Raw genomic sequence first — 24,412 nt, 5'->3', positions numbered from 1 at the left:
CCTCAGTGGGCCAGCAGGAAGTCGAGTACACGGCGGCTGAAGCGCTCGCCAATTTCGACGTTGGACAGGTGCGCCGCCGGGAAATCGACATACTCGGCCCCCTTGATAGCCGCCTGCATGAAGCGGCCATGTTCCGGCGTGGTCACCACGTCTTCAGTACCGGCAACGATCAGCGTCGGCACTTGGATACGCTGCACCTGCTCGCGGTAGTCGGCGTCGCGTACCGCAGCGCAGTTGGCCGCATAGCCCTCAGGCTGGGTCTGCGCGAGCATCTGGCAGATACGCTGGGCCTGTTCGGGCTGCGCCTGGGCGAAGGCTGGGGTGAACCAGCGGGCGATGGACGCGTCGCGCAGCGCGACCATGGCCTGTTGGCCGCCTTTGAGCACGGTGTCGATACGCGGGTTCCAGACCTCATCGCTGCCAATTTTGGCGGCGGTGTTGCACAGGGTCAGGCTGGCCAGGCGCTCGCCCGCGTTGATGCCCAGCCATTGGCCGATCAGGCCGCCCATCGACAGGCCGACGAAGTGCGCCTTGTTGATGTCCAGGGCGTCGAGCAAGGCCACGACGTCGCGGCCCAGTTGCTCGATGCTGTACGGGCCGGCGGTCACCAGCGAATCGCCGTGGCCGCGGGTGTCATAGCGCAGCACACGGAAGTGCTCGCTCCACACGGGGATCTGCGTGTCCCACATGCCAAGGTCGGTGCCGAGGGAGTTGGACAAGACCAGCACCGGAGCATCCGCCGGGCCATCGATTTGATAGTTCAGTACGCCATCGGCCAGTTGCAAATGCGCCACAGCAGTCTCCTTCAGGCAGTGAAACGTTGATGTTCAGCCACGGCGCGCGCCACCCAGACGCGGGCCTGGCCAAGGTAATGGGCAGGGTCGAGCAAGCGATCGAGTTCTTCTGCCGACAATTCGGCACTGACCTGCGGCTCGTCACCCAGCACGGTACGCAGGTGGCGCTGTTCGGCGACGGCGCGCTGGCAGCACTGTTCGAGCAAATGGTGGGCGCGATCACGGCCCAAGCGCTGGGCCAGGACGATGCTGACCGCCTCGGCCAGCACCAGCCCCTGGGTCAGGTCGAGGTTGCGGCGCATACGTTCGGCATCGACCTGCATGCCTTCGGCAATCACCTGGGCCTGGCGCAGGGCGCCGGAAACCAGGCAGCAGATATCCGGCAGGGTTTCCCACTCGGCATGCCACAGGCCAAGGCTGCGTTCATGTTCTTGAGGCATGGCGGCGAACAAGGTCGACAACAGGCCCGGCACGCGGGTAGCGGCACCGATCAGCACGGCGGCACCCACCGGGTTGCGTTTGTGCGGCATGGTCGACGAACCACCCTTGCCTGGCGCGGAAGGCTCGAACACCTCCCCCGCCTCGGTCTGCATCAGCAGGCTGACATCGCGGCCAAACTTGCCGAGGCTACCGGCGATCAGGCCCAGCACCGAGGCAAACTCCACCAGCCGGTCGCGCTGGGTGTGCCAGGGTTGCTCGGGCAAGTGCAGCTTGAGCTGCTCGGCCAGGCCCTCGGCCACCGGCATGGCTTTGCTGCCCAACGCAGCCAGGCTGCCGGACGCACCACCGAACTGCAGGCACAGCAGGCGCGGGCGCAGCTCCTGAAGCCGCTGGCGATGACGGGTCAGCGCGCCCAGCACACCGGCCAGCTTCATGCCCAAGGTGACCGGCGTGGCGTGTTGCAGCCAGGTACGCCCCACCATCGGGGTGTCGGCATGGTGCAAGGCCTGGCGCGCCAGGGTATCGGCCAGTTGAGCGAGGTCTGCCTCGATCAGGTCGAGGGCATCGCGCAGTTGCAGCACCAGCCCGGTGTCCATGGCGTCCTGGCTGGTGGCGCCCAGGTGCACGTAGCGCTCGGCCTCGGGCACGCCGCTGGCGATCACTTTGCCCAGCGCCTTCACCAACGGGATCGCCGAGTTGCCGGCACTGGCAATGGCATCGGCCAGGGCGCCAGCGTCGTAACGCTCTGCCTTGCAGGCCGCCTCGATGGCCGCCACCGCACTGTGCGGCACCAGCCCGGCGGCCGCTTCGGCGCGGGCCAGGGCGGCTTCGAAATCGAGCATGCCCTGCAGGCGGCCACGGTCGGAGAAAATCTCGCGCATGGCCGGCGCGGTGAAGTAGGCATCGAACAGCTGGTTGTCCGCACGGTACGTCATTGCAGGTCCTTAATCGTCATGGTGCAGGTACGCCGCCTGCTTCGGCAGGCGCAGGCTGAACAAGAAGGCCACCGCCATCATGGCCGTCACGTACCAGTAGAAGGTGTTTTCCATGCCCAGGGTCTTCAGGCCCAAGGCCACGTATTCAGCCGACCCGCCGAACATGGCGTTGGCCACCGCATACGCAAGGCCCACACCCAGTGCGCGCACCTGCGGCGGGAACATCTCCGCTTTTACCAGGCCGCTGATCGAGGTGTAGAAACTGACGATACACAAGGCCAGGCTGATCAGCACGAACGCCAGGAACGGGCTGGTCACGGTCTTCAGCGCCATCAACAGGGGCACGGTGAACAGCGTGCCCAAGGCGCCGAACAGCAGCATCGAGTTACGCCGGCCGATACGGTCGGACAGCATGCCGAAGAACGGCTGCAGGATCATGAACAGGAACAGCGCCCCCGTCATCACATAGCTGGCGCTCTTGGCGTTCATCCCGGCCGTGTTGACCAGGTACTTCTGCATGTAGGTGGTGAAGGTGTAGAAAATCAGCGAACCGCCGGCGGTGTACCCCAGCACGGTGATGAACGCCGCAGCGTGATTGCGGAACAAGCCGCTGATCGAGCCGGCGTCTTTGTCATTGCGGGTTTCGGCGTTGCTGGTTTCGTGCAGCGAGCGACGCAGCATCAGCGAGATCAGCGCGGCCACGGCACCGACCACGAACGGAATACGCCAGCCCCAGGCACGCAGTTCGTCCTCGGTCAGCAACTGCTGCAGGATGACCACCACCAGCACCGCCAGTAACTGGCCGCCGATCAGGGTCACGTATTGGAACGAGGCGAAGAAACCGCGCTGGCCGCGCAATGCCACTTCACTCATGTAGGTCGCCGTGGTGCCGTACTCGCCACCTACCGACAGGCCTTGGATCAAGCGGGCGAGCAATAGCAGCGCCGGCGCCCAGGTACCAATGCTGCCGTAGGTCGGCAGGCAGGCAATCATCAAGGACCCGGCGCACATCATCAGCACCGAGATCATCAGGGAATTCTTGCGGCCATGGCGGTCGGCCAGGCGGCCAAAGATCCAGCCACCAATGGGGCGCATCAGGAAGCCCGCTGCGAACACACCGGCGGTGTTGAGCAACTGCACAGTGGGGTCGTCGGAGGGGAAGAAGGCCGGGGCGAAGTAGATCGCGCAGAAGGCGTAGACGTAGAAGTCGAACCATTCCACCAGGTTGCCTGAAGAGGCACCGACGATCGCGAAGATACGCTTGCTGCGTTCTTCGCCGGTGTAATAGGTTGAGGTCATGAGGTTTTACTCCTGGAGGGTCCTAGGTAAGTCTAGACATACCTAGTAACACACTCGTTCCGCTGCGCGGCTGGCCATTAGCCTTGTGTCTCATAGATCCGGCCTCTTCGCGGGTAAACCCGCTCCCACAGAGGATTGCGTGGATCCCTGTGGGAGCGGGTTTACCCGCGAAGAGGCCGAGCCTGATCAAACCCGCTCGATAGCCAACGCCAAACCTTGGCCTACCCCCACACACATGGTCGCCAGGCCTTTACGCCCGCCACTCTTCTCCAACTGATGCAACGCTGTCAGCACCAGGCGCGCGCCACTCATGCCCAGCGGGTGGCCCAGGGCAATCGCGCCACCATTGGGGTTCACCTGCGGCGCATCATCGGCCACACCCAGCTCACGCAGCACGGCCAGGCCTTGGCTGGCGAACGCTTCGTTCAGCTCGATCACGTCGAAGTCGCTCATCGCCACACCCAGGCGCTCGGTCAGCTTGCGCACGGCAGGCACCGGGCCAATGCCCATGACCCGAGGAGCCACGCCGCCGCTGGCCATGCCCAGTACCCGGGCACGTGGGGTCAGGCCGTGTTTCTTCACCGCTTCCGCCGAGGCCAGGATCAGTGCCGCGGCACCGTCGTTGACACCCGAAGCGTTGCCTGCGGTGACCGTCTTGTCCGGGCCATTGACCGGCTTGAGCTTGGTCAATGCTTCCAGGGTGGTTTCCGGGCGCAGGTGTTCATCACGCTCGACGATAGTTTCGCCCTTCTTGTGGGCAATGCGCACTGGCACGATCTCTTCTGCGAAGAAGCCGGCTGCCTGGGCCGCGGCGGCCTTTTGCTGGCTGCGCAGGGCGAATGCATCCTGGTCGGCGCGGGACACCTGGTAATCGTCAGCGACGTTATCAGCGGTTTCCGGCATCGAATCGACGCCGTACTGGCTCTTCATCAGCGGGTTGATGAAACGCCAGCCGATGGTGGTGTCTTCAAGCTTCATGTTGCGCGAGTAGCCGCTTTCGGCCTTGCCCATCACGAAGGGTGCACGCGACATCGACTCGACGCCACCGGCGATGGCCAATTCCATTTCGCCACTGGCGATCGCGCGGAACGCCGTGCCGATGGCATCCATGCCCGATGCGCACAGGCGGTTCAGGGTCACGCCAGGAATGCTCTCAGGCAGGCCCGCCAGCAGCAGCGCCATGCGCGCCACGTTGCGGTTGTCTTCACCGGCCTGGTTGGCACAGCCGAAGAACACTTCGTCGACCTGATCCCACTGCACCGAAGGGTTACGCTCGATCAGCGCCTTCAGCGGCACTGCCGCCAGGTCATCGGCGCGCACGCCGGCCAGGGCGCCGCCGAAGCGGCCGATCGGGGTGCGGATGGCGTCACAGATGAATACGTCGCGCATTTGGCTTCTCCTGCCATCTGGCCATGGGCCGCGGCGGTATGGGCTTCGAGGTCGCGTAAGGCGGACATCTCGATTCGGGTGGATTCGGTGGTGGTCTGCACGTCGCCGGCAAAGCGGATCGCCCAGCGGATGGCCGCAACGATCTGCTCGCGGATTGGCCCCCGAATGAACCGCAGCGACAGCGAATTCATGGGGTGCCGGCTCGCTTTGGAGACTCCCGGTCAGGGTTCATCAGTGCGTTCAGATTAAGGAGACTGGTAGGTCCCTTACAATCCGATAATCGACCTTATGTGCGATTATCGAACCATTTATGTATTTCTACTGTAGGAGCAGCCTTGTGCTGCGAATGGGCCGCAAAGCGGCCCCCTTCGGCACTCAGGTCGCGTCCGCGTGGCTGACCAGCCCTTTCACGACCACACCCACCGTCGCCAATGCCGCCGGCACCAGCAGCGCTGTCAGCACCTGTTCGAAATTCCAGCCCAGGCCCAGCAGCGTCGCACCACTCCAGGCGCCGAGAATCGCGCCAAAGCGGCCAATGCCCAGCATCCACGAAACGCCCGTGGCACGCCCTTGGGTTGGGTAGAAGCGGGCAGCCAGCGACGGCATGGCCGACTGCGCCCCGTTGACGCACATACCAGCGACCAGTACCAGAGTGGCGAGCAGGGTGATGTTGCCCAGGCTCTGCCCCACCGCGTAGGCAAACACCCCGGCCAGCAGGTAGAAAATGCCGATGACCTTGTGCGGGTTGAAGCGATCCATGGCCCAGCCCACCCCGACTGCGCTCAGCACGCCGCCAAACTGGAACAGTGCGCCAATGAACGCCGCCTGCTCCATGCTGGCCCCGCTGTCACGCATCAGGGTCGGCAGCCAGCTGGTCAACAGATAGACAATCACCAAGCCCATGAAGTAAGTCAGCCACAGCAACATCGTGCCCAGGCCGTAGGTGCCCGAGAAGATGACCGCGAATACGTTGCGCGCCGCCACCGCCTTTTGCTCCGGCACGCTGAAGCTGGCCGCCTGGGCCACTACCTGCGGCGCAATCGGCGCCAGGGTTTTGCGGACTTTATCCGTACCGCGATTACGCACTACCAGGAAGCGTGCCGACTCCGGCAACCAGACCAGCAGCACCACCGCCAGCAACAGCGGCAGCACGCCACCGATCACCAGCAGGCTATGCCAGCCATACGCCGGGATCATCTTCGCGGAGATAAACCCACCGCCCGCCATGCCCAGGTTGAAGCCGCAGAACATGCTGGTCACCAGCAGCGATTTGAGCCGCTCAGGGGTGTACTCGGACAGCAGCGTCGTCGCATTCGGCATACCCGCACCCAGGCCAAGCCCGGTGAGGAAGCGCAGGACCAGCAACTGGTCGACATTGGTCGCGTAGGCCGAGGCCAGGCTGAAGCCGCCGAACACCAGCACGGCAGCCACCAGCACGCCTTTACGCCCGAAACGGTCGGCCAGCGGGCCCGAGCCCAGTGCGCCGAACACCATGCCGATCAACGCGGCACTCATGACCGGGCCGAGGCTGGCGCGGTCGATGCCCCACTCCTGCGACAAGGCCGGGGCGATGAAGCCCATGGCGGCAGTGTCCAGGCCATCGAGGAAAACGATCAGAAAACACAGCAGCACGACGCGCCATTGATAGCGGGACAGCGGCTGGTCGTTGATGAACGACTGGACGTCGAGGCATTTGCCGACGTTGGTTTGCGGTTGGTTCATTGTTGTTATCCAGAATTAGGGCACGGCCATGCCACTGCACTCAGCGCGCAAGTACAGGGGTTGATAATAGGAGGATGGCGGGCTGCGTCAGCCTGGATACAACAGTGCTGCGAGCGGGTGCGGCCGCGGCAGCGATGGGACAGTAGTCATGGTATGTGCCTCACATGTTTTTCTTGTTCGGTCGGCAAAGCCGACCGTTGCGAGAGACATTAATCAGCCTACCGGGACGACGCAATTCACTGAGCACGACATTGTGCGTTTATCGAACAGGAAAGGCGTCCGTGCTCGATAATGGGGCAGGAAGGGCGCTCAGCGGCCCTGCCTTGCGTGGCATCACCCGAACAATTGATGGCAAAGGTCCCGACTGGCCGCCAGCAGGATCGGCAAGAAGCGCTGCTCCAGTTCGCTGCGCGTCACACGCCCGACGTGGGTGCTGACGTTCAAGGCAGCCAGCACCTGCCCCGAAGCGTCATAAATCGGCACGGCGATAGAACGCAGCCCTTGCTCCAGTTCCTGGTCCACCACGCACCAGCCCTGGGCTCGCACCTGCTGAATGCAGGCAAACAACGATTCGGCATCGTGCAAGGTGCGGCTGGTACGCGGCTTGAGGTCAGCCCGGTCGAGGTACTCGCGCAGGCTGGTGTCGTCCATCGCCGCCAGCAGAATGCGCCCCATCGACGTGCAGTAGGCCGGCAAGCGCCCGCCTACCGACAGGTCGACCGAGATCAACCGCTCCACGGTCGCCGATCGGGCTATATAAAGGATGTCGTCACCTTCGAGGGTGGCCATGTTGGCCGCCTCGTGCAGTTGGTCACTGATGCGGTCCAGGTACGGCTGCGCAGAAATCGCCAACGGCGTCGACGACAGGTAGGCATGGCCCAGGGTCAGCACCTTGGGCAACAGCGAATACGTGCGCCCGTCAGTCGTCGCATAGCCCAGCTTGATCAAGGTATGCAGGCAACGGCGCACGGCTGCGCGAGGGATTTCGGTGCGGTGGCTGATCTGGGCGATGGTCAGGTGGCGCTTGCGCTCCTGAAACGCCTGGATAACCGCCAGCCCACGCGCGAGGGAGGTCATGAAATCCGGGTCGCCAGTAAACGCCTGAATACGCTTGGCCGGCGATGCCACGATCGGCGGCGCCAGGGCGGGTGCGGCAGGGCGTGCCGACTCTGGGTTGGCAGATTCGTTGGCCGCTGTTTCGTCGCTCATCGCTCACCTCAAAAAAAACGCTGGTTCGTGCGATTATCGAACGAACGGCCGATAATCGCAATTGACCGCTGACACTTTTGCTTATACCTTTCTCATGCCACTTTGTGGCTTCTTTGGAGAGACTGGTCAGGTACCCACCGTAGAAGTCCCAGGCAACGGCCTCGCCTTGTGCGAGGCCGTTTTACTTTCTGCGTTCGCCACGGCTGGCCGACGAACTTTTACCGCTCGCGCCTTTCAAAGTTATACGCACGGTGTGACGCGTTACCCATTGATCCCAACTACTTCGACGGGCATGTCAGGCTTTGGTAAATATCCCTGTTCGAAGAATTATCGGTTGCTATAATCGATTGGGTTGTACGCCTTGTTGCTGTGGTAATGGAACACACCGCTGTCTCCAGCACTTACGGGCAACCCACGCATGTGCAGGTCCTGTATGGCACCCCCTCTGCTTTCCCTGTGGCATCCTTTGTATGCGCAGGGGCATGCTGTACAGCTAAAACAACAGTCTTAATTCAACTTACTCAGGTACTACTGTGACGAAAGATGAACTGCGCGCAGAACTCGAGCGCCAGGCTGAACGTTACAAGGATGTTTACGGTGGTGAAGTGACCACTTACGCCGCTCAACCGGACCCCGAACGCAAACCGTGGCGCAAGCGCGCCAGCGTGCGTGACCAGGCGTTCAACCAGGAACTGGAAAAAATGGAAAAGGAACTGCGCAGCGACAAGCCGTAAGCGCAACGTTCCGCCTTCCGCGTCGTCGCCCGGCCTGCCCGGGCGCGGTCGATCTTTACCCAGAGGTCGATGATGAAATGGAATTACACAAATTTCATACGGCCGTTTGAATCAGTCAAGCGTCGACTATTTCCCAGACATTTGCCGATTTTTTGAATATTTCACGCTTTTTTGCGGACGCTACTGTTCATGCAAGCGTTGGCAAGCACGTGGAGGCTGCGTCACAGTGCGTGCTATTGGTCTGTAGCAGGTGCATCGATTGCCAATATTTTCTGGCATAATCCCGCCCCCCTAAGACCGCCAGACAACCTTCATGATCGATTTATTCAGCGGACTGGATGCCTGGGTGTTGGTGAGCCTCCTGCTCGCCTTGACCTTCGTACTCGCCTTCGAGTTCATCAATGGCTTTCATGACACCGCCAACGCGGTAGCTACCGTCATCTATACCAAAGCCATGCCGCCGCACCTCGCCGTGTTCTTCTCCGGCGTGTTCAACTTCCTCGGCGTTCTGCTCGGTGGTGTCGGGGTGGCCTATGCCATCGTTCACCTGCTGCCGGTAGAGCTGCTGATCAATGTGAACACCGGACACGGCCTGGCCATGGTCTTCTCGCTGTTGGCTGCGGCCATCACCTGGAACCTGGGCACCTGGTACTTCGGTATCCCGGCTTCCAGCTCGCACACGCTGATCGGCTCGATCCTCGGTGTTGGCCTGGCCAACGCCCTGATCAACGACATCCCGCTGGGCGATGGCGTCAACTGGCAGAAGGCGATCGACATCGCCATGTCGCTGGTGGTCTCGCCCATGGCCGGCTTCGCGGTCGCTGCGCTGGTGCTGATCGGCCTTAAATGGTGGCGCCCGCTGTCGAAGATGCACAAGACGCCTGAACAGCGCCGCAAGCTCGACGACAAGAAGCACCCGCCGTTCTGGAACCGCCTGGTACTGGTGATTTCGGCCATGGGCGTAAGCTTCGTGCACGGCTCCAACGATGGCCAGAAAGGCATTGGCCTGATCATGCTGGTGCTGATCGGTATCGTACCGGCCAAGTTCGTGCTCGACCTGAACAGCACCACCTATCAGATCGAACGCACCCGCGACGCCACCTTGCACATGAGCCAGTTCTACGAGCGCAATGCCGCCACCCTGGGTGAGTTCCTGGCATTGGGCAAGGCCAAGGCGAGCGACCTGCCGGAGCAGTTCAGCTGCAACCCGCAGCAGACCGAGCCGACCATCGCCGCACTGCAGGCCTCGCTCAAGGGCGTGACCGACTACCACACCCTGGATGCCGAGAAGCGCGTGGAAGTTCGCCGCTACCTGCTCTGCCTGGATGACACGGCGAAAAAGGTCGGCAAGCTGCCAGGCCTGGATGCCCGTGAAAAGGCAGACCTGGAGAAGCTGCGCAAAGACCTCACCGCCACCACCGAATACGCACCGTTCTGGGTGATCGTGGCCGTTGCCCTGGCCTTGGGCCTGGGTACCATGGTCGGCTGGAAGCGCGTGGTTCTGACCGTTGGCGAGAAGATCGGCAAGCAGGGCATGACCTACGCCCAGGGCATGTCGGCGCAGATCACCGCGGCCTGTGCCATCGGCATGGCCAACGTGTTCAGCCTGCCGGTATCGACCACCCACGTGTTGTCGTCCGGCGTGGCCGGTACCATGGTCGCCAACAAGAGCGGCCTGCAAGGCGGCACCGTGAAGACCATCCTGCTGGCGTGGATCCTGACCCTGCCTGCCTCGATGGGCTTGGCAGCTGGCCTGTTCTGGCTGGCGTCCAAGGCAATCGGCTGAGCGACACCGCTGTAGAAAAAGGCGCCTTCGGGCGCCTTTTTCATATTACCGCGCCCCTGTAGGAGCAGCCTTGCGCTGCGAATACATCGGCAAAGGCACTACAGCTTCATGGGCTGTACCGGCCTCTTCGCAGCACAAGGCTGCTCCTGCAGTGCGTGGCGCTGCTAGCGCTTCTTGCCCCCCAATAACGACCCCATCAGCCCGCGCACCAATTGCCGCCCCAACTGATTGGCCGCCTGCCGCACGGCGGACTTGATCGCCTGCCCCGCTGCACTCTGCAAAAAATCGCCAGCTTTGTCGGCAAAGCTCTCTTCATCGGCCTTCGGCACTGGCGCTGGCTCGACAGGCTCACCTTTGCGCTGAGTGAGCATTTCATAAGCCGATTCACGGTCCACCGGCTTGTCATAACGCCCGGCCAGCGGTGACAAGGTAATCAATGCAGTGCGCTCAGCCGCACTCAATGGCCCGATACGCGACTGCGGCGGCGCGATCAGCACCCGCTGCACCATGGCGGGGGTGCCCTTCTCTTCCAGCGTACCGACCAACGCTTCACCAATACCCAGCTCGGTCAGCACCGCCAGGCTGTCGAATGCGGGGTTGGGGCGGAAACCATCGGCCACGGCCCGCAGCGACTTCTGCTCTTTTGCGGTAAACGCACGCAAACCATGCTGGATGCGCAAACCCAATTGGGCCAGCACCGCATCGGGTAGATCACCTGGCGACTGGGTCACGAAGTAGACCCCCACGCCCTTGGAGCGAATCAGCCGAACCACCTGCTCCAGGCGGTCCTGCAACGCCTTGGGTGTGCCATTGAACAGCAAGTGCGCTTCATCGAAGAACAGCGCCAGTACTGGCTTGTCGGCATCGCCGCGCTCTGGCAACTGTTCGAACAACTCCGCCAACAGCCACAGCAGGAAGGTTGCATACACCTTCGGCGCTTCATGCACCAGCCGGCTGGCATCGAGCAGGTGGATGCGCCCACGGCCGTCACTGCCGGGCCGCAGCAAGTCTTCGAGTTGCAACGCGGGCTCACCGAACAGCGCCTCGGCACCTTGCTGCTCCAGTGTCGCCAGGCGACGCAGCAAGGCCTGGGTGGAGGCACTGGTCATCAGCGCGCTGTCTTCACCCAGCATCTGCGGGTTGTCCTTCAGGTGCGCCAGCAGCGCCTTGAGGTCCTTGAGGTCGAGCAACAGCAGGCCTTCACGGTCGGCCACCTTGAATGCCGCATACAAGGCTGCCTGCTGGCTGTCGGTCAGTTCCAGCAGGTTACCCAGCAGCAGCGGCCCCATTTCGCTGAGGGTCGTGCGCAAGGGGTGGCCGGACTGCCCGGCGATATCCCACAGACTTACCGGATAAGCCTGCGGCGTATGCCCCAACCACGGCATGCCGGCAATGCGTTCGGCCACCTTGCCCTGCGGTGCGCCCGCCGCACCCAGGCCGCACAGGTCGCCTTTTACATCGGCCGCGAACACTGCCACGCCCGCATCACTGAACACCTCGGCCAGGTGCTGCAAGGTGACCGTCTTGCCGGTGCCCGTGGCGCCGGCCACCAGGCCGTGACGGTTGGCGAGGCGCATGGCTTGATTGACAGGCTGACCATCAAGGCCCGCCCCTACAACTATTTGCGAAGAATCCGACATCTTCTTTCATCCTCTTCTCAAGCTTTGCCGCGTATCGGCCGATACCTCGGGGTGATATTCGCCTAGAACACAGTAACAACCCAACTAGGACTTCCCGGGATGTTGCACTGTCTTGCAGATGTATTCGTGCGAACGCCCGATAAAACCTTAGCGGAACCGATTACTCCATGAGCAAAAGCCTTCGTTTCAGCCACAAGATTCTCTTGGCAGCCTCACTGATCGTGATACTCGCCTTCAGCCTGTTCACCCTCTATAACGATTATCTCCAGCGTAATGCCATCAGAGAGGATCTGGAGAATTATCTGACTGAAATGGGCGAGTCGACTTCGACCAATATCCGCAACCTGTTCGAAGGCCGTATAAAGCTGGTGGAGAACCTGGCACAGAACATTGCCCAGGCCCCCAGCGACGCTGAAACCCCTGATGGGGCAGAATGCGCTGATCACAAGCTTCCTCACGGTGTACCTGGGCAAGGTCGATGGCGGTTTCAGCGTGCGCCCGGACGCCAAGATGCCTGAGGGTTATGACCCGCGTACCCGCCCCTGGTACAAGGACGGCATGAACGCCTCTGGCGCGACCCTGACCGAGCCGTACATCGACATGACCACCAACAAGATGGTCATCGGCATCCTCAGCAAGGTCTCCAACAGCGTGGGCGTGGTCGGCGGCGACCTGGCCCTCGACGGCTTGGTGCAGATCATCAACTCGCTGAACTTCGGCGGCATGGGCTACGCCTTCCTGGTCAACGACCAAGGTAAAATCCTGGTACACCCGGACCAGAGCCTGGTGATGAAATCGCTGTCAGACCTGTTCCCTCAGCACACGCCGAAACTGTCCGGTGAGCTGACGGAAGTCCAGGCCCAGGGCGAGACCCGCCTGCTCACCTTCACCCCGATCAAAGGCCTGCCTTCGGCCAACTGGTACATCGGCCTGTCGGTGGACAAGGACAAAGCCTTCTCCATGCTCAGCACCTTCCGCACCTCGGCGGTGATCGCCACGCTGGTCGCGGTGGTCATCATCATCGGCCTGCTCGGCCTGCTGATTCGCGTGCTGATGCAACCGTTGCTGACCATGACCCGCGCCATGGAAGACATCGCCGAAGGCGAAGGCGACCTGACCAAGCGTCTGCGCATCCATAACCACGACGAATTCGGCCTGCTCGGCAGCGCCTTCAACCGCTTCGTCGAGCGTATCCACGGTTCCATCCGCGAAGTGTCCTCGGCCACCGAGCAGGTCAATGAAGTGGCCCTGCGCGTGATCAGCGCCTCGAACTCGTCGATGACCAACTCGGACGAGCAATCCAACCGCACCAACAGCGTCGCCGCCGCCATCAACGAACTGGGCGCCGCCGCACAGGAAATCGCCGGCAATGCCGCCCAGGCCTCGCAACACGCCAGCTCCGCACGGCTGCTGGCCGAAGAAGGCCAGCAGGTGGTCGAGCGCAACATCGCCGCGATGAACCGCCTGTCCGACTTGATCGTCACCTCCAGTGCGCACATCGAGACGCTCAACAGCAAGACCGTCAACATTGGCCAGATTCTCGAAGTCATCACCAGCATCTCCCAGCAGACCAACCTGCTGGCCTTGAACGCGGCGATCGAAGCCGCCCGCGCCGGTGAAGCCGGGCGTGGCTTTGCCGTGGTCGCCGACGAGGTGCGCAACCTGGCACACCGCACCCAAGAGTCGGCACAACAGGTGCAGACCATGATCGAAGAGCTGCAGGTCGGTGCCCGCGAGTCGGTCGACACCATGGGCCAGAGCCAGCGCCACAGCCAGGACAGCGTGCAGATCGCCAACCAGGCCGGCGAGCGGCTGGACAGCGTGACGGTGCGTATCGGCGAGATCGACGGCATGAACCAGTCGGTGGCCACCGCCACCGAAGAGCAGACAGCCGTGGTCGAGGCGATCAACATGGACATCAACGAGATCAACATGCTCAACCAGGAAGGTGTCGAAAACCTGCAGGCCACCCTGCGCGCGTGTTCGGACCTGGAGCAACAGGCTTCGCGCCTGAAACACCTGGTGGGCAGCTTCCGCATCTAATGACGGTTCAATAGCCCCCTGTAGGCGCAGCCCTGCGCTGCGAAGAGGCCAGCTCAGCCCACAAAGCTGTAGCGTCCGTGCCGACCTCTTCGCAGCAAAAGGCTGCGCCTACAAGCCCGCAGCAACCAGCCCAACCTCGATCGAACAAACTATCCTTCTGGTAGGTCAACCTTTAGGCGCGTCATCGCCGGCCCATTACGGCCGGATGACAGACCCGAAGACGATCCCGGAGGGATGCTGATCGTGCACATTGCCGACATCACCATGTTCTACGCCCCCGCCAGTGGTGGCGTACGTACCTATCTTGATGCCAAACACCGCCGCCTCGATGCCATCCAAGGCGTGCGCCACAGCTTGTTGATCCCCGGCGCCAGCGCGCAACACACCGATGGCATCTACCAGGTGCCGGCCCCTCCCCTGCCCTTTGGCAATGGCTACCGCTTCCCGGTGCGCCTGGCGCCTTGGTGCAATGTACTGCGCAGCCTCAAACCCGACCTGATCGAAGTCGGCGACCCGTACCTGACCGCTTGGGCTGCCCTGGAGGCACGCCGCCAGCTCGATGTGCCGGTGATTGGCTTCTACCATTCCGACCTGCCGCTGCTGGTCAGCAACCGCATGGGCAATTGGTTCACGCCCAATGTCGAAGCCTACGTCAGCAAACTGTACGGCAACTTCGACCGGGTGCTGGCCCCCAGCCAGGTGATGGCCGACAAACTGCGCCGGCTGGGCATCCGCGATGTGCATGTGCAGCGCCTGGGTGTGGACCTGGCCACCTTCAACCCCGACCACCGCGACCCGCACCTGCGCGCGGAACTTGGGATTGCCGACACCAGCCGCCTGCTGATCTACGCCGGCCGTGGCTCGCGGGAAAAGAACCTGCCGGTTCTGCTCGACTGCATGCAGCGCCTGGGGCGGCCCTACCACCTGTTGCTGGTGGGCTCCAACATGCCTGTGAATGTGCCGCAGAACGTCAGCGTGATCGACCACTTCTGCCCGCCGCAGGAGGTCGCCAGGCTGATGGCCAGTGCCGACCTGCTGGTGCATGCCGGCGACCAGGAAACCTTTGGCCTGGTCATTCTCGAAGCCATGGCCAGCGCGACGCCAGTGGTGGCGGTGCGTGCCGGTGCCTTTGGCGAGATCGTCAACGAACAATGCGGGCGGCTGTGCCAGGCCAATGACGGGGCGGCGATGGCGCAGGCGGTGCGCCAGGTGTTCGAAGAGGGTGTGCGTACCCTCGGCACCCAAGCCCGCCGCCATGTCGAGCAACACTACTCATGGGACAACGTGGTCGCCGGCCTGCTGCAGCATTACCAGGCCGTGCTCGGCCACCAACCGCGGGCGCGGGCCCATGGCTGAAACCGGCAGCGCAGCACGCAGCCTGATGCTGGTGCTGCACGACATCGCGCCCGAGACCTGGCCCGACTACCAACCCTTCGTCGAAGCCGTCGACAAGATTGGCGGTGTACCCATGACCTGGCTGGTGGTGCCAGACTTTCACCACCGCAACCCCCTGCACCGCTCGCCCACGTTCTGCCGCCTACTCGACCGGCGCCTGGCACTGGGTGATGAGCTGGCGCTGCATGGCTACTACCACGCCGACGACGGCGCGCCACCGCGCAGCCCCGGCGCATTCTTCATGCGCCGCATCTATACCCATGAAGGCGAATTCTACGGGCTGGATCAACGTCAGGCGCTAGCACGCCTGGAACAAGGCCTGGCAGTGTTCGAGCGGCAAGCCTGGCCGGTTGCCGGCTTCGTCGCCCCCGCCTGGCTGATGAGCGAAGGCACGCGCCAGGCCTTGCGCCAATTGCCGCTGCGCTACACCAGCACACCGCAGCACCTGTACCGCCTGCCTGAGTTCACCGCCATCGAGGCCCCCGGCCTGGTGTGGAGCGCACGTAGCGCCTGGCGCCGAAGGGTGTCGAAGGTGCTTTGCGACTGGCAATGCCAACGCTGGCGTGGCGCGCAGACCCTGCGTCTCGGCCTGCACCCGGTGGACATGCGCCACCGCGTATCACGCGACTACTGGCTACACACCCTGCAGGCGCTGCTGGCAGAGGGCCGCGAGCCGTTGACCAAGTCTGCCTGGCTGGACCGCCAGGCCAGCGCATGAATCGCCTGGGCTGGCTAGGCCTGGCCCTGCTGGGCGCGGTGTTGGTACCGACGCTGCTGGGCGGCAGCGAACTGCTGCCCAGGCTGCAACGCTTCGACCCCGGCCTGCTACTGATGCTGCTGGGTATGATCGTGCTGTGCTGGGTGATCAACGCCATTCGCCTGCGCCTGCTGCTCGGCCAGCAAGGCGCACAGCTGCGTTACCTGCGCAGCCTCGGCGTGGTCATGGCCACCGAGTTCGCCATCTGTACCACCCCTGGCGGCAGCGGCGGCCCGCTGACCCTCATGGCCTTGCTGGCGCGCGACCGCATTGGTCCGGCGCGCAGCGGCGCGGTATTCGCCATGGACCAGTTGAACGACTTGCTGTTTTTCTTCTGCGCGATGCTGGCGATCGCCGGCTATGCGTTGTTCCACCGCCTGGGGCACAGCCAGCAAAGCATGTTGCTGGGCAGCGCACTGTTGCTGTGTGCGGCATTGGTCGTAGTACTGGGGCTGCTGCGCTACCGGCGCGGGCTGATGCGCTTGAACGGTCGCCTGTTACAGCGCCTGGGGATGTCTGCGGGGCGTAAACGCCGCTGGGCGCGCAAGCTGCTGCACTTCATCGACGCCCTGGCACAAACCTGGCGCCTGCCCAAGCGCACGCTGGCACTGGTCTTCACCCTGACCTGCGCGCATTGGGGCCTGCGTTACAGCGTGCTGTACCTGGTGCTGAAGGGGTTGGGCGTGGAGCTGTCGTGGATCCCCAGCTTCCTGGTGCAGATGCTCTCGCTCAGCGCCGGCCAGTTCAGCCTGTTGCCGGGGGGCGCAGGTGCCGCCGAATTGACCTCGGCAAGCCTGCTCACACCCTTGGTGGGCAGTTCGACAGCGGCCGCAGCGATCGTTATCTGGCGCGCGGTCACTTACTACTTTTATCTGCTCGCGGGTGGGCCGGTGTTCGCTTGTTTGCTGGCACGCCCGCTGCTGGAACGTTGGCGCCGTCAGGCGGGTTGAGTTGCTGCCAGAGTTCGGCTGCTCCGGGGAAGTCGGTGCCGTCGGCGTCACTCAAGGCCTCGGGGTCATAGCGGGCCAGGCAGCCCTCGCCGAGGGTTGGCGGTGGTGAGGCGCCAGCTTTGTCACGTGGATCTGGCATGAGCGTTTCCTCGCGATTGAGGGGGCGCTTTGCGCCCCATCGCCGGCAAGCCGGCTCCCACAGGTGCGGCGCTAGCCTTGGAGGCTACACAGTTCGGGTGAGAGCTGGCTTGCCAGCGATGGGCTGCGAAGCAGACCGGCTCGGTATCAGTCGAACACCACGGTCTTGTTGCCGTGCACCAGCACGCGGTCTTCCAAGTGATAACGCAGGCCGCGGGCCAGCACCATCTTCTCGACATCACGGCCGAAGCGGACCATGTCTTCGATACTGTCGGCATGGCTGACACGTACCACGTCCTGCTCGATGATCGGGCCGGCATCCAGCTCTTCGGTCACGTAGTGGCACGTCGCACCGATCAGCTTCACGCCGCGCAGGGCCGCTTGATGGTAAGGCTTGGCGCCGACGAACGACGGCAGGAAGCTGTGGTGGATGTTGATCACTTTTTCAGCGTAGTCCTGGCACAGCTGCGGCGGCAGGATTTGCATGTAGCGAGCCAGCACGACCACGTCGGCCGCGTGCTCCTGGACCAGGCGCGACACTTCGGCGAAGGCTGGCGCCTTGTCCTTGGGGTCGACCGGTACATGGAAGAACGGAATGCCGTGCCACTCGACCATGCTGCGCAGGTCGTTGTGGTTGGAGATAACGCAGGGGATATCGCAATCCAGCTCATCGGTGTGCCAGCGGTGCAGCAGGTCGGCCAGGCAGTGGGATTCGCGGCTGGCCATCAACACCACGCGCTTCTTTTGCGCCGAGTCGGTCACACGCCAGGTCATGGAGAACTCTTCGGCGATGGGCGCGAACGCCTCGCGGAATGCCTCGATACCGAATGGCAGGGATTCGGCACGGATTTCATGACGCATGAAGAACCAACCACTCTGTTCATCGGAGTGGTGGCTGGCTTCGTTGATCCAGCCATTGTACAAGGCCAGGAAATTACTGACTTTCGCCACGATGCCAACACGGTCGGGGCAGGCGATCACCAGACGATAGGTGCGCATGAATGAGACTCCAGAACTTCGCAAAGGCGCTCATTCTAGCGGCCCGCCAGGAAAAACGCAGTATGGATCGCACCGCGTGCGTTGTGCACACCGCCAGGCACACAAGACGTGGCCCTGTTCAGCGGCATGACAAAACGCAGGGCTAATGTAAATTTTTGTTCACGCAGAGAAATGTTGTCACAGCTTAATTAACAGTTAATGGCCCATTTGTATGTTTACTTGCGAGTATCGCCTGTCTATTATTGGCCCACACATTTCTGAACACGCATTAAAGGAACTCTCCATGTCCCTGATTAACGAGTACCGCGCCACCGAAGAAGCCATCAAGGAACTTCAAGCCCGCCTGGCCAACCTGTCGCAAGACGACAAGCTGAAGCAAGAGCTGGAGTTCGAAGGCAAACTGCGCACGCTGATGGGCGAGTACTCCAAGTCGCTGCGTGATGTGATTGCCCTGCTCGACCCAGAGTCGAAACTGAGCAAAGCGCCTCGCGGCGCGGTCAAGCCTACCGCCACTAAGCGTGCGCGCAAGGTCAAGCAATACAAGAACCCGCACAATGGTGAAGTGATCGAAACCAAAGGCGGCAACCACAAAACCCTGAAAGAATGGAAAGCCAAGTGGGGTGGTGACGTGGTTGAAAGCTGGGCGACCCTGCTGGACTGATTGTCCGCACGCTCAACGTTGCTTAGCGCAACAAAAAAAACGCCGGCTCAATGCCGGCGTTTTTGTTTTTCCATTCACTGCGCAATTGCAAATTGTGCCTGCAGTTTTCGGGCGTGTTCCTGCCACGCATCCAGTACCCGCCGGCCCGCCTCGTCGGCGCCTTCCCAGGCACGCTGCCGCGCCTGCTCGAAATCACCCAGGGTATTCGGCGCGCCCCACTGCGGGTCGCTCAGGCGTTGCTGACAGAAGCCATACCAACGCTGACGCTCTTCACTGTTCAAGGTCTCAGGGAAGTTGCGAGCCCGATAACGGAACAACAGTTCAGGCATGCGCGGGTCATCGAACATCCAGTGCCCCTGGCCCAATTGCGCGGGTTCCAGCGTGCGAACTTGCTCACACAAACGCCGATCACGGTCGCCCAGAAAACCGTCATACAACTGTTGTTCAGGATCTTCACTCGGCGTGAAATCATCCTTGCCGTAGATGTGTTCCAGCTTGTCTTGCCAGTGTGCTTGTTGATTGGCCAGCTGTTCGCCACGCGATTGTAACAACGTCAAGTCGATGCCCAACCGTTGTTGATCGGCCGGGCGCAATACCGAGAGTGGCGCCAGCACTGGGCAACGATTGATCTGCACCAATTTAAGCGGAACGGGTAATTCGCCCTCGGCCAATTCTTCGTGGCGGGTATACAAGCGCTGACGAAGAACTTCAGGACTTTCCCGCAATAACGGTAGGGTTTCCTGATGCAGGTCGCAGACAATCAGGGCATTGCGATTGCGCGGGTGCCACGCCAGCGGCAGGACCACACCCAGGTAATTACGGGCCGCCGAAAAACGCCCCGAAATATGTACCAGCGGCTGCAACAAACGGACCTGTTCCATCACTTTTTGTTTACTGCGTAGCTGAAACAGCCACTCATACAATTTCGGCTGTTTCTGCCGGATCAAGCGCGCCAGGGCAATCGTGGCCCGCACGTCGGAAAGTGCCTCGTGGGCGTGGCCATGGTCGATGCCATTGGCTTTGCTGAGCAGCTCCAGACGTAGGCTGGTACGGCCATCCTGCTGCGGCCACTCGATGCCTTCAGGGCGCAAGGCGTAGGCCGTGCGCACGATGTCGATCAGGTCCCAGCGGCTGTTGCCGCCCTGCCACTCACGGGCATAAGGGTCGAAAAAGTTGCGGTAAAGACTGTAGCGCGTCACTTCATCGTCAAAGCGCAGGGTGTTGTAGCCGGCGCCACAGGTGCCTGGGCGCGCCAGTTGCGCGTGCACCCGGGTCATGAATTCGGCTTCGCACAGCCCTTGGGTTTCCAACTGTTGCGGGGTGATGCCGGTGACCAGGCAAGCAGCCGGGTGCGGCAGGATGTCGTCCGAGGGGCGGCAATAGAGGCTGATCGGTTCTTCGATTTCGTTGAGGTCGAAGTCGGTGCGCACACCGGCCACCTGCAGCGGCCGGTCGCAGCGCGGGTTGATGCCAGTGGTTTCGTAGTCGTGCCAGAAAATGCTGGAGCTCACGGGGTCGTCCTGTATCGAGGTCGACCCGATTCTAGCCTACTCGGCTCTAGCGGAAGCGTTGGCGGGGCGGAAACTGAAATAGTCGTGCAGAGAGCGAACGAACTCGTCGTACTCGCGGGGCGCCTGCAGCAACATGAAGCCGGAGTCGTAATGGCCGGGCGTCTGGTCTTCGCGGCACCACAGGCAACTGGCGGTGAGGTTGATGAACTGATGCCCGCCACCGGCCAGCGGCAAACGCAGTTGCAGCTCGTAATCCGGCCCGACCAGCACCGGCAGTTGGCTGATGAGCATCAACCCGTCTTCTGAGGCATTACCCAGCTGGCCGATCGGCTGATCGGTAAAACGGTTGAAGACCTTGAGAACGCAGGGCAACTGATGGCGTTCGATATGCCGCTTGTTGAAGATGATCACAAGTGCAGTCCGTACCCGGTGCCAGGAATGCGCGGTACTGGCGGTTGTTGTAACAACTGAGTTACAGATTAGCGCAGCGCGCGCGGTTAATCCCGTGAAATAAATCACACCTTGGTGTTAACGCCAAGGGGTGGTCTGCACCGGGTTGGCCACGGCAGCCTCGGCGCCACGGTAATGGCCAAGCTTCTCGAGGGTCTGCAGCCGGGCCTGGGCGCGGTACGCGTATTCGTTGCCCGGGTAGGCATGGATCATGTACTCGTAGGTCTGTGCAGCGTCCACGAACAATTTCTGGCGTTCCAGGCACTGGCCACGCAGCAGCGACACCTCGGGGTGGACGAACGGTCGCGCGCGGCTGGTGCGGTCGACCTGCGAAAGCTCCAGCATCACCCGCTGGCAATCACCGCGGTCGTAGGCACGGTAGGCATTGTTCAAGTGGTGGTCCATCGACCAGCGGGTGCAGCCGACGGCGCTGGCCGCCAAGGCTAAAACGATCAGGGCTCGCATGAGGGGTCTCCTTTGATGCCAGTGTATCGGCCTTTGCCCATAAATCTTCACACCCTTTTGCAAGGATGCCCTGACCGTTCAAACGCTACCCTGCCTTGGTCGCAGGTAGTGCAACGGAACAATGACTACAGCGAGATTCAGGAGTAGCCTTTCGCTGCGCTTCACTATAGGAGTCTGTGCATGACCATCCGCCGTACCAAAATCGTCGCCACCCTTGGCCCCGCCAGCAACTCGCCGGAAGTGATCGAACAACTGATCCTTGCCGGCCTGGACGTGGCACGTCTGAACTTCTCCCACGGCACGCCGGACGAGCACAAGGCGCGCGCTCGCCTGATCCGTGAAATCGCGGCCAAGAACGGCCGCCACGTCGCATTGCTGGGCGACCTGCAAGGTCCGAAGATCCGCATCGCCAAGTTCAGCAACAAGCGCATCGAACTGAAGATCGGTGACAAGTTCACCTTCTCCACCGCCCACCCGCTGACCGAAGGCAACCAGGACATCGTCGGTATCGACTATCCCGACCTGGTCAAGGACTGCGGCGTCGGTGACGAACTGCTGCTCGACGACGGCCGTGTGGTCATGCGCGTCGAGACCGCCACTGCTGATGCACTGCACTGCGTAGTGATCATCGGTGGCCCGCTGTCGGACCACAAAGGCATCAACCGCAAAGGTGGCGGCCTGACCGCACCGGCCCTGACCGAAAAAGACAAGGCCGACATCAAGCTGGCCGCGGAAATGGACCTGGACTACCTGGCCGTATCGTTCCCACGTGACGCCAGCGACATGGAATACGCCCGCAAGCTGCGTGACGAGGCCGGCGGCAGCGCCTGGCTGGTGGCCAAGATCGAGCGTGCCGAAGCCGTTGCCGACGACGAAACCCTCGACAAGCTGATCGCCGCCTCCGACGCCGTCATGGTTGCCCGTGGCGACCTGGGCGTGGAAATCGGCGACGCCGAGCTGATCGGCATCCAGAAGAAGATCATCCAGCACGCCCGCCGCAACAACAAAGCGGTGATCGTGGCGACCCAGATGATGGAGTCGATGATCCAGAACCCGATGCCGACCCGCGCCGAAGTGTCCGACGTGGCCAACGCCGTGCTGGACAACACCGATGCGGTGATGCTGTCGGCCGAAAGTGCCGCCGGCGCTTACCCGATCGAAGCCGTCCAGGCCATGGCGCGCATCTGCCAGGGTGCCGAGAAGCACCCGACCAACCAGAAGTCCAGCCACCGCCTGCACACCACCTTCGAGCGTTGCGACGAAAGCATCGCCCTGGCGGCCATGTACACCGCCAACCACTTCCCGGGTGTCAAGGCGATCATCGCCCTCACCGAGAGTGGCTACACCCCGCTGATCATGTCGCGCCTGCGTTCGCACGTGCCGATCTTCGCCCTGTCGCCGCACCGCGCTACCCAGGCTCGCGTCTCGATGTTCCGCGGTGTCTACCCGATCGCCTTCGACCCGGCTTCGCTGCCGGCCGACAAGGTGAGCCAGGCGGCGGTCGACGAACTGCTCAAGCGTGGTTTGGTGCAACAAGGTGACTGGGTGATCCTGACCAAGGGCGACAGCTACCACACCATCGGTGGCACCAACGGCATGAAGATCCTGCATGTCGGTGATCCACTGGTCTGATTGCCTTACACGCCCGTAGTCAAGAAGCCCCGTGAGCCCTACTCACGGGGCTTTTTCATGTCCGCTACCTAGCATTTTTGCCAGTTTCGTCTTGGCGCCCAGCCTGCGATCGTTGAGTGACGCAACGGCTTCACACTGTTCAACACGAAAGGTGAAAAGCGATGAGCACAACCCGCAAACAGAACGTGCTGGACCCTGACTACGGCACCTACGGCGTCGCTCGCCCACACCGGTCGATTCAGCGAATCGCGTCTTCAATCCCAGACGGGGACGGCAGAATTTGCGTTGGCACGGGTATGGACGGCGATTACGTCCTTTTCCGTGTGGATAACAAAGGCAAACTCGATAAACAATTTGGTCAGACAGACGGGCTGACCAAAGGCAAGTTTGCCCCCCCGTTATCCGCCGCTGGCAGCAGCGTTCACCTGCTCTCAGACGGCAAAATCCTCATGATCGGAATGCATAATGGGCTACAACCCGCTCTGGCTCGATTCAGCAGCAGCGGTTTTCTAGACAAGTCATTCGGCAAGGATGGCCATGTTTTGATCAAAGCGCCCACAGACCTTGAGGTGCACGAGCAAAAACACGTCTCATCCACACCCCGCGTTATTGAAGTCGCTGAGGGACCACCGCAGGTGCAGACACTCGCGGCGAACGACAAGGTTTACCTCACATTTCAGTTCAACAATAGCCACTCCACGATCATGCGGTTCAACGCCGACGGCGCTTTGGATACGAGCTTCAACGGCACCGGTTACAAGCAGCTTACACCGCCCAGGGGATACCTTACTTACACGACCGCGATGCTTCTGGACGGTGAATTCATTCTGCTGGGCGGTTCGGTCATGACTGCTGATCGCGACTTAGCCTGTGTCATCCGGCTGCACAGTAGCGGTGACTATGACTCGACATTCGGTAACGAAGGCTTTGCCTTCGCCGAGCTGACTTCTGATGCCAACTTTTTCTCGATTGCCAAACTCGCTTCTAACGCCATTGTCTGTGCCGGCGGCGAAGTACCTCAAAAAAGTGTGATCGCCGCTTTCGATAATCAGGGCCAACCGTTGTCGGGCTTCATCACTACCTCACTGGGTACCCGTGGTTACTGGAAAACGGTCGCCGTCTTCCACGACCAGGCCATCATCACCGTAGGCGACACCAGCGGGAGTCAAGCTGATCTTTTGGTCGGCAGGTTCTCGCCCGACGGCCTACCGGACAGTGGTTTTCAGGAGAATGGCTGGCTGTCGTTTTCTCTAGGGAAGAGCATGGATATGGTCTCAAGCAGCGAACTGCAGCCAGACGGCAGCACATTGGTTACCGGCGAGGACGATGAGGAAGAGGAGCAAGGCTGGACCCGCAAAGGTTTCCTGCTACGTTGCCTCACAGCGCCCTGACAATCAGCACCGGCACATGGCAAACGGTCAATCGCGAACTGCCCGCGATTGACCAAGGTGCTTCGTTCAAG

Annotated in this window: 22 protein-coding genes and 2 pseudogenes; 11 read left to right on the top strand and 13 right to left on the bottom strand. The window is 62.0% G+C overall.

Going from position 1 to position 24,412, the window contains the following annotated elements; translation table 11 throughout:
* Positions 1-2: 2 nt before the first annotated feature.
* The 7 genes and pseudogenes from pcaD to pcaR form a co-directional block, all read right to left on the bottom strand.
* The gene (gene pcaD / locus AB7M33_RS14070; protein WP_085273603.1) at positions 3-794 is read right to left on the bottom strand and encodes a 3-oxoadipate enol-lactonase; all 792 of its coding nucleotides are present in this window, start codon (positions 792-794) and stop codon (positions 3-5) included.
* An 11-nt stretch (positions 795-805) separates the two neighbouring features.
* Positions 806-2,170, bottom strand: a complete 1,365-nt coding sequence (locus AB7M33_RS14065; protein WP_454242995.1) for a 3-carboxy-cis,cis-muconate cycloisomerase — start codon at positions 2,168-2,170, stop codon at positions 806-808.
* Between the two features lie 9 nt (positions 2,171-2,179).
* Entirely contained in the window at positions 2,180-3,469 is a 1,290-nt protein-coding gene (locus AB7M33_RS14060) for an MFS family transporter (RefSeq protein WP_027594089.1), read from the bottom strand.
* A gap of 186 nt (positions 3,470-3,655) precedes the next feature.
* Positions 3,656-4,858, bottom strand: coding sequence for a 3-oxoadipyl-CoA thiolase (gene pcaF / locus AB7M33_RS14055; protein WP_099430329.1), 1,203 nt, complete (start codon positions 4,856-4,858; stop codon positions 3,656-3,658).
* A 2-nt stretch (positions 4,859-4,860) separates the two neighbouring features.
* Positions 4,861-5,056 (bottom strand): annotated as a pseudogene (locus tag AB7M33_RS14050) (CoA-transferase subunit beta); the annotation flags it as partial.
* A 177-nt stretch (positions 5,057-5,233) separates the two neighbouring features.
* Positions 5,234-6,580, bottom strand: a complete 1,347-nt coding sequence (locus AB7M33_RS14045; RefSeq protein WP_099430330.1) for an MFS transporter — start codon at positions 6,578-6,580, stop codon at positions 5,234-5,236.
* Between the two features lie 333 nt (positions 6,581-6,913).
* A complete protein-coding gene (gene pcaR / locus AB7M33_RS14040; protein ID WP_050580745.1) occupies positions 6,914-7,789 on the bottom strand; it encodes a pca regulon transcriptional regulator PcaR in 876 nt (291 codons plus the stop codon).
* A 533-nt stretch (positions 7,790-8,322) separates the two neighbouring features.
* On the opposite strand from pcaR, the gene AB7M33_RS14035 reads away from it, so the two are divergent.
* Together AB7M33_RS14035 and AB7M33_RS14030 are read left to right on the top strand one after the other, a co-directional pair.
* A complete protein-coding gene (locus AB7M33_RS14035) occupies positions 8,323-8,523 on the top strand; it encodes a hypothetical protein (protein WP_027594085.1) in 201 nt (66 codons plus the stop codon).
* A gap of 313 nt (positions 8,524-8,836) precedes the next feature.
* Positions 8,837-10,309 carry an inorganic phosphate transporter gene (locus AB7M33_RS14030; RefSeq protein WP_027594084.1) on the top strand — a complete coding sequence of 491 codons (1,473 nt, stop codon included), beginning with the start codon at positions 8,837-8,839 and terminating at the stop codon, positions 10,307-10,309.
* Positions 10,310-10,473: 164 nt separating this feature from the next.
* Here the strand turns inward: AB7M33_RS14030 and AB7M33_RS14025 are convergent, their stop codons facing one another.
* A complete protein-coding gene (locus tag AB7M33_RS14025) occupies positions 10,474-11,949 on the bottom strand; it encodes a helicase HerA-like domain-containing protein (RefSeq protein ID WP_454242994.1) in 1,476 nt (491 codons plus the stop codon).
* A gap of 167 nt (positions 11,950-12,116) precedes the next feature.
* Between AB7M33_RS14025 and AB7M33_RS14020 the strand changes: the two genes are divergently transcribed.
* From AB7M33_RS14020 to AB7M33_RS13995, 6 genes and pseudogenes are all read left to right on the top strand, one after another.
* Entirely contained in the window at positions 12,117-12,467 is a 351-nt protein-coding gene (locus AB7M33_RS14020) for a hypothetical protein (RefSeq protein ID WP_454242993.1), read from the top strand.
* Positions 12,373-13,086: pseudogene (locus tag AB7M33_RS14015) on the top strand (PDC sensor domain-containing protein); the annotation flags it as partial. The gene AB7M33_RS14020 and the pseudogene AB7M33_RS14015, both read left to right, overlap by 95 nt.
* A 141-nt stretch (positions 13,087-13,227) precedes the next feature.
* Positions 13,228-13,992: a methyl-accepting chemotaxis protein gene (locus AB7M33_RS14010; protein ID WP_371097681.1), complete on the top strand. Its 765-nt coding sequence runs from the start codon at positions 13,228-13,230 to the stop codon at positions 13,990-13,992.
* 234 nt (positions 13,993-14,226) lie between these two features.
* Positions 14,227-15,348 carry a glycosyltransferase family 4 protein gene (locus AB7M33_RS14005; RefSeq protein ID WP_099455203.1) on the top strand — a complete coding sequence of 374 codons (1,122 nt, stop codon included), beginning with the start codon at positions 14,227-14,229 and terminating at the stop codon, positions 15,346-15,348.
* Complete coding sequence (locus tag AB7M33_RS14000; protein WP_099430333.1) at positions 15,341-16,105, top strand: DUF2334 domain-containing protein; 765 nt, start codon at positions 15,341-15,343, stop codon at positions 16,103-16,105. The genes AB7M33_RS14005 and AB7M33_RS14000 overlap by 8 nt, the downstream gene beginning before the upstream one ends.
* Positions 16,102-17,094 carry a lysylphosphatidylglycerol synthase transmembrane domain-containing protein gene (locus tag AB7M33_RS13995; RefSeq protein WP_027594079.1) on the top strand — a complete coding sequence of 331 codons (993 nt, stop codon included), beginning with the start codon at positions 16,102-16,104 and terminating at the stop codon, positions 17,092-17,094. Before AB7M33_RS14000 ends, AB7M33_RS13995 begins: the two co-directional genes overlap by 4 nt.
* Here the strand turns inward: AB7M33_RS13995 and AB7M33_RS13990 are convergent.
* Together AB7M33_RS13990 and purU are read right to left on the bottom strand one after the other, a co-directional pair.
* A complete protein-coding gene (locus AB7M33_RS13990; RefSeq protein ID WP_454242992.1) occupies positions 17,000-17,233 on the bottom strand; it encodes a hypothetical protein in 234 nt (77 codons plus the stop codon). The two genes, AB7M33_RS13995 and AB7M33_RS13990, sit on opposite strands and share 95 nt — an antisense overlap.
* A gap of 146 nt (positions 17,234-17,379) precedes the next feature.
* Positions 17,380-18,231 (bottom strand): formyltetrahydrofolate deformylase, encoded by an 852-nt coding sequence (gene purU, locus AB7M33_RS13985; protein WP_027594078.1) that lies wholly within the window; start codon positions 18,229-18,231, stop codon positions 17,380-17,382.
* 283 nt (positions 18,232-18,514) lie between these two features.
* On the opposite strand from purU, the gene mvaT reads away from it, so the two are divergent.
* On the top strand, positions 18,515-18,892 hold the full coding sequence (gene mvaT, locus AB7M33_RS13980) for a histone-like nucleoid-structuring protein MvaT (RefSeq protein ID WP_027594077.1): 378 nt from the start codon (positions 18,515-18,517) through the stop codon (positions 18,890-18,892).
* 74 nt (positions 18,893-18,966) lie between these two features.
* On the opposite strand, the gene sbcB is transcribed toward mvaT, so the two are convergent.
* The 3 genes from sbcB to AB7M33_RS13965 form a co-directional block, all read right to left on the bottom strand.
* The gene (sbcB, locus tag AB7M33_RS13975) at positions 18,967-20,403 is read right to left on the bottom strand and encodes an exodeoxyribonuclease I (RefSeq protein WP_027594076.1); all 1,437 of its coding nucleotides are present in this window, start codon (positions 20,401-20,403) and stop codon (positions 18,967-18,969) included.
* Between the two features lie 36 nt (positions 20,404-20,439).
* Entirely contained in the window at positions 20,440-20,808 is a 369-nt protein-coding gene (locus tag AB7M33_RS13970; protein WP_454244221.1) for a PilZ domain-containing protein, read from the bottom strand.
* A 123-nt stretch (positions 20,809-20,931) separates the two neighbouring features.
* Entirely contained in the window at positions 20,932-21,318 is a 387-nt protein-coding gene (locus AB7M33_RS13965; protein ID WP_099430337.1) for a tetratricopeptide repeat protein, read from the bottom strand.
* Between the two features lie 180 nt (positions 21,319-21,498).
* Here AB7M33_RS13965 and pyk point away from each other — a divergent pair, with 180 nt between their 5' ends.
* Both pyk and AB7M33_RS13955 read left to right on the top strand, forming a co-directional pair.
* The gene (gene pyk, locus AB7M33_RS13960) at positions 21,499-22,950 is read left to right on the top strand and encodes a pyruvate kinase (protein ID WP_027594073.1); all 1,452 of its coding nucleotides are present in this window, start codon (positions 21,499-21,501) and stop codon (positions 22,948-22,950) included.
* A 161-nt stretch (positions 22,951-23,111) separates the two neighbouring features.
* The gene (locus AB7M33_RS13955; protein ID WP_454242991.1) at positions 23,112-24,341 is read left to right on the top strand and encodes a hypothetical protein; all 1,230 of its coding nucleotides are present in this window, start codon (positions 23,112-23,114) and stop codon (positions 24,339-24,341) included.
* Positions 24,342-24,412: the final 71 nt, after the last annotated feature.

Source organism: Pseudomonas sp. Y3 TE3536, from assembly GCF_053629175.1.
Note: the sequence above shows the minus strand (reverse complement) of the source record. Positions and strands in the feature narration are given on the sequence as shown.

Bases quoted from the DNA above. Each gene is read 5' to 3' on its own strand.
- AB7M33_RS13990 (WP_454242992.1), bottom strand. From the start codon at position 17,233: ATGCCAGATCCACGTGACAAAGCTGGCGCCTCACCACCGCCAACCCTC.
- AB7M33_RS14045 (WP_099430330.1), bottom strand. From the start codon at position 6,580: ATGAACCAACCGCAAACCAACGTCGGCAAATGCCTCGACGTCCAGTCG.
- pcaF (WP_099430329.1), bottom strand. From the start codon at position 4,858: ATGCGCGACGTATTCATCTGTGACGCCATCCGCACCCCGATCGGCCGC.
- AB7M33_RS14005 (WP_099455203.1), top strand. From the start codon at position 14,227: ATGCTGATCGTGCACATTGCCGACATCACCATGTTCTACGCCCCCGCC.
- pcaR (WP_050580745.1), bottom strand. From the start codon at position 7,789: ATGAGCGACGAAACAGCGGCCAACGAATCTGCCAACCCAGAGTCGGCA.
- AB7M33_RS14030 (WP_027594084.1), top strand. From the start codon at position 8,837: ATGATCGATTTATTCAGCGGACTGGATGCCTGGGTGTTGGTGAGCCTC.
- AB7M33_RS13965 (WP_099430337.1), bottom strand. From the start codon at position 21,318: ATGCGAGCCCTGATCGTTTTAGCCTTGGCGGCCAGCGCCGTCGGCTGC.
- AB7M33_RS14065 (WP_454242995.1), bottom strand. From the start codon at position 2,170: ATGACGTACCGTGCGGACAACCAGCTGTTCGATGCCTACTTCACCGCG.
- AB7M33_RS14010 (WP_371097681.1), top strand. From the start codon at position 13,228: ATGACCAACTCGGACGAGCAATCCAACCGCACCAACAGCGTCGCCGCC.
- AB7M33_RS14060 (WP_027594089.1), bottom strand. From the start codon at position 3,469: ATGACCTCAACCTATTACACCGGCGAAGAACGCAGCAAGCGTATCTTC.
- AB7M33_RS14025 (WP_454242994.1), bottom strand. From the start codon at position 11,949: ATGTCGGATTCTTCGCAAATAGTTGTAGGGGCGGGCCTTGATGGTCAG.
- pyk (WP_027594073.1), top strand. From the start codon at position 21,499: ATGACCATCCGCCGTACCAAAATCGTCGCCACCCTTGGCCCCGCCAGC.
- AB7M33_RS13995 (WP_027594079.1), top strand. From the start codon at position 16,102: ATGAATCGCCTGGGCTGGCTAGGCCTGGCCCTGCTGGGCGCGGTGTTG.
- AB7M33_RS14020 (WP_454242993.1), top strand. From the start codon at position 12,117: ATGAGCAAAAGCCTTCGTTTCAGCCACAAGATTCTCTTGGCAGCCTCA.
- AB7M33_RS13955 (WP_454242991.1), top strand. From the start codon at position 23,112: ATGAGCACAACCCGCAAACAGAACGTGCTGGACCCTGACTACGGCACC.
- mvaT (WP_027594077.1), top strand. From the start codon at position 18,515: ATGTCCCTGATTAACGAGTACCGCGCCACCGAAGAAGCCATCAAGGAA.
- AB7M33_RS14000 (WP_099430333.1), top strand. From the start codon at position 15,341: ATGGCTGAAACCGGCAGCGCAGCACGCAGCCTGATGCTGGTGCTGCAC.
- purU (WP_027594078.1), bottom strand. From the start codon at position 18,231: ATGCGCACCTATCGTCTGGTGATCGCCTGCCCCGACCGTGTTGGCATC.